Annotated in this window: 3 protein-coding genes; 2 read left to right on the forward strand and 1 reads right to left on the reverse strand. The window is 40.4% G+C overall.

Going from position 1 to position 2682, the window contains the following annotated elements; all coding sequences use genetic code 11:
- Window positions 1–115: 115 nt before the first annotated feature.
- A complete protein-coding gene (locus HC733_RS21915; protein WP_190367101.1) occupies window positions 116–724 on the reverse strand; it encodes a substrate-binding periplasmic protein in 609 nt (202 codons plus the stop codon).
- A gap of 157 nt (window positions 725–881) precedes the next feature.
- Here HC733_RS21915 and HC733_RS21920 point away from each other — a divergent pair, with 157 nt between their 5' ends.
- Entirely contained in the window at window positions 882–1634 is a 753-nt protein-coding gene (locus HC733_RS21920; RefSeq protein ID WP_190367102.1) for a substrate-binding periplasmic protein, read from the forward strand.
- Window positions 1635–1680: 46 nt separating this feature from the next.
- Window positions 1681–2571, forward strand: coding sequence for a patatin-like phospholipase family protein (locus tag HC733_RS21925; protein ID WP_190367103.1), 891 nt, complete (start codon window positions 1681–1683; stop codon window positions 2569–2571).
- The last annotated feature ends 111 nt before the right edge of the window (window positions 2572–2682 follow it).

The raw sequence follows: 2682 nt of genomic DNA on the forward strand, positions 1-2682 counted from the left end.
CCATTGGCACGTGAAAATCAAACAACAAAAACGTTAGATGGTTAACCGACTCTAAAGATGGCAATCCAAATTGAACAACCTCAGTTTTTTGAAAAACCGAGATTTTCAGAATCGACTAAATAGTGGCATGCTGTTTGTAGCCATACAAACTACTATGCTTAACTTTTGGCGGAATATGGGATGCATAAATAGCGTCTGCACGGCCTTTTTCAACCATTCTCCATGCATGCGCAAAGTCGTTAACTAAAATTAAGTTGCTGTCTAAACGAAAGCCCAAAGATAGTAACTTCTCTGCTTCATAGCTTCCTCTGACCGCTACTAAAATGTACTTTCTAGCCTCACTCATGCTGTTAATTTTTACTTGTTTATTTTTACTCGACGAATATATGCGAAAATCAAGTCTGCCAAGTTCTAACAACCAATGAAATAACGGTGTTCGTTGTTCCGTTTTGGCGATAGAAAAAATAATTACGTTAGGATGCTTTAGCGCTACCTCATAGGCCCTTGCCCAGGGCAAAACTTCAATTGCAGCATGAAGCTGCGCCTTAGCTAGTGCTGCTTTTACTATTTCATATGCTATACCAGAGGTTACTTCGCCATTTTTAACAAATTGGTAAGGGGGAAAATGCTCAGTTACAACACGCAGATGAACCTCATTCGAATGCGCAGTGCAAAGAGATGATAGTCCAGTGCAAAGCACTGTGAGTAACGAGCGAATAAACATAAACATCTCATGAAAACATCACTTAATTTATTGTAGTAATAGCTTGAATTTTGCGCGAATGAACATAATTTTAAAGATAAGGCAGAGTGTTACGAATACATATGTATCGCGATTGATGAGTTATACTAAATAAAAAAAGAGCTGCGGTAATTTGACGATGAAATCTCTTATTTGGGCTGTGTTAGGGATAGCATCGATAAGCAATAGCGTATTAGCGCAAGGTGAAATTGACATTTATACAGAGCACTTTCCACCATACCAATATCTTGGTCGTGATGGAAAGATAGATGGGTATGCAACGATGATGGTGCGTACCTTAATGACATATACAAATTTTGACTATCAAATTTACATGCTGCCTTGGCACCGTGCTAAACAGCAATTTGAAGAATCACCGAGTGCCTTGATTTACTCAATTGCACGCACTGAGCAAAGAGAGCGGCAATATCATTGGTTGATGCCATTGTGTGACCTCAAAGTAGGGTTTTATAAGCGTCTTGACGATGGTCAATGGCAAACACAGTTTTCGTTAGACAACATAAAAAACTATGTTGTCGGTGTTGGGGTAGCGCAACCTTCATTGCAATATCTTGAATCTCATGGATTTAAAAAAAGCAGATTGGTAACACTTAGCAGCTTAAACCAGGCTGGAGGTTTACTTGAAAAAGGTAGAATAGACTTTTTGTTTGGTGCGCAGAGCTTTGTTGAGCAGATGTCTGAGGCAATGGGAACACAGGGTAAGTGGGAATTAGTACTAGATATACCAGAGCTCACCGCTAGACTCTATCTCGCAGCCCATGTTGATGCTCCCAGTAAAATGCTTTCACAATTAGCTGAAGCGGTATCTGAGGTAGATAAACTAAAACTAAATACCGCTACAGCTTGCCATAGTGAAAAGTATCTTCAATGAGGAACTGAACAAAAAACGTGGTTACAAATAATAAGAAGGGTTAAATATGCAGGCCGAACTGTCAGTTAACATTCAAGAATCTGTGCACGTCCACAAACCAGAATTTGCATTGGTTGCAGAAGGAGGCGGACAAAAAGGAATTTTTACAGCTGGAGTGCTAGATGCTTTTTTAGAAGAAAACTTCTGGCCATTTGACCTAAAAGTGGGGGTTTCGGCTGGTGCTCAAAACCTCGCTGCTTATTCCGCCAGAGCTAAGCAGTGCGCTCGTATTGCGATTGCACAACTGACAACAGATGACACGTTTTTTAAGCCAAGTAAGTTTTTTACTGATGGTAAAGTTATTGACCTTGATTGGTATTTTTCTCAAGTAAATCACAGCCCGAAATTGCGGGTATTGACAGATCCAAATTATCTAGCCCAAGACAGCCATTTTTATGTGGTAGCAACCGATGCTGAAACGCTAGAAGCTAGGTACTTTCATACTTGGCACGAGAATATGCTAGAGCATTTAAAAGCATCAAGCGCTATCCCTTTTTTATATCAAGGCGGGGTCAATATTGCTGGGCGAAACTATATGGATGGTGGGATGGCCGATCCTATTCCAGTGAAATGGGCCCCCCAGCAGGGGGCTAAACAAATTTTAGTTATAAGAACTTTTGAACAACATCATAATGGACACATGCCGATATTGGAGAGGCTTAAACCGCTTATGAGTCGGATTAAGCAGTCGCAAAAAATGCTTGATTTATATCACTACCATCAGGCGCGATATGATGAGGCGCTTGAATTTATTAAAAATCCACCTAAAGACGTTCGCATAATTCAAATCGCCCCGAATCGTCCTTTGCAAAGTATGGTGCTTGGGTCCTCAGCTCAAATGTTGCAATATGACTATTTACTCGGGCTTCGCCACGGTAAAAACTTTCTAAGGCGTTGAGGCTGTAGAATTACTCTTTTCAGGTACTGGATTATTGGTTCTGGATTGGCTGTTTTTTAACCTTGAATCGAGTTGGTTACTGTGATCTAATAGCTATTATTCACCCATGGT

This window comes from Pseudoalteromonas sp. S16_S37 (assembly GCF_014694405.1).
Lineage (GTDB): Bacteria > Pseudomonadota > Gammaproteobacteria > Enterobacterales > Alteromonadaceae > Pseudoalteromonas.

Bases quoted from the DNA above. Each gene is read 5' to 3' on its own strand.
- HC733_RS21920 (WP_190367102.1), top strand. From the start codon at position 882: ATGAAATCTCTTATTTGGGCTGTGTTAGGGATAGCATCGATAAGCAAT.
- HC733_RS21925 (WP_190367103.1), top strand. From the start codon at position 1,681: ATGCAGGCCGAACTGTCAGTTAACATTCAAGAATCTGTGCACGTCCAC.
- HC733_RS21915 (WP_190367101.1), bottom strand. From the start codon at position 724: ATGTTTATTCGCTCGTTACTCACAGTGCTTTGCACTGGACTATCATCT.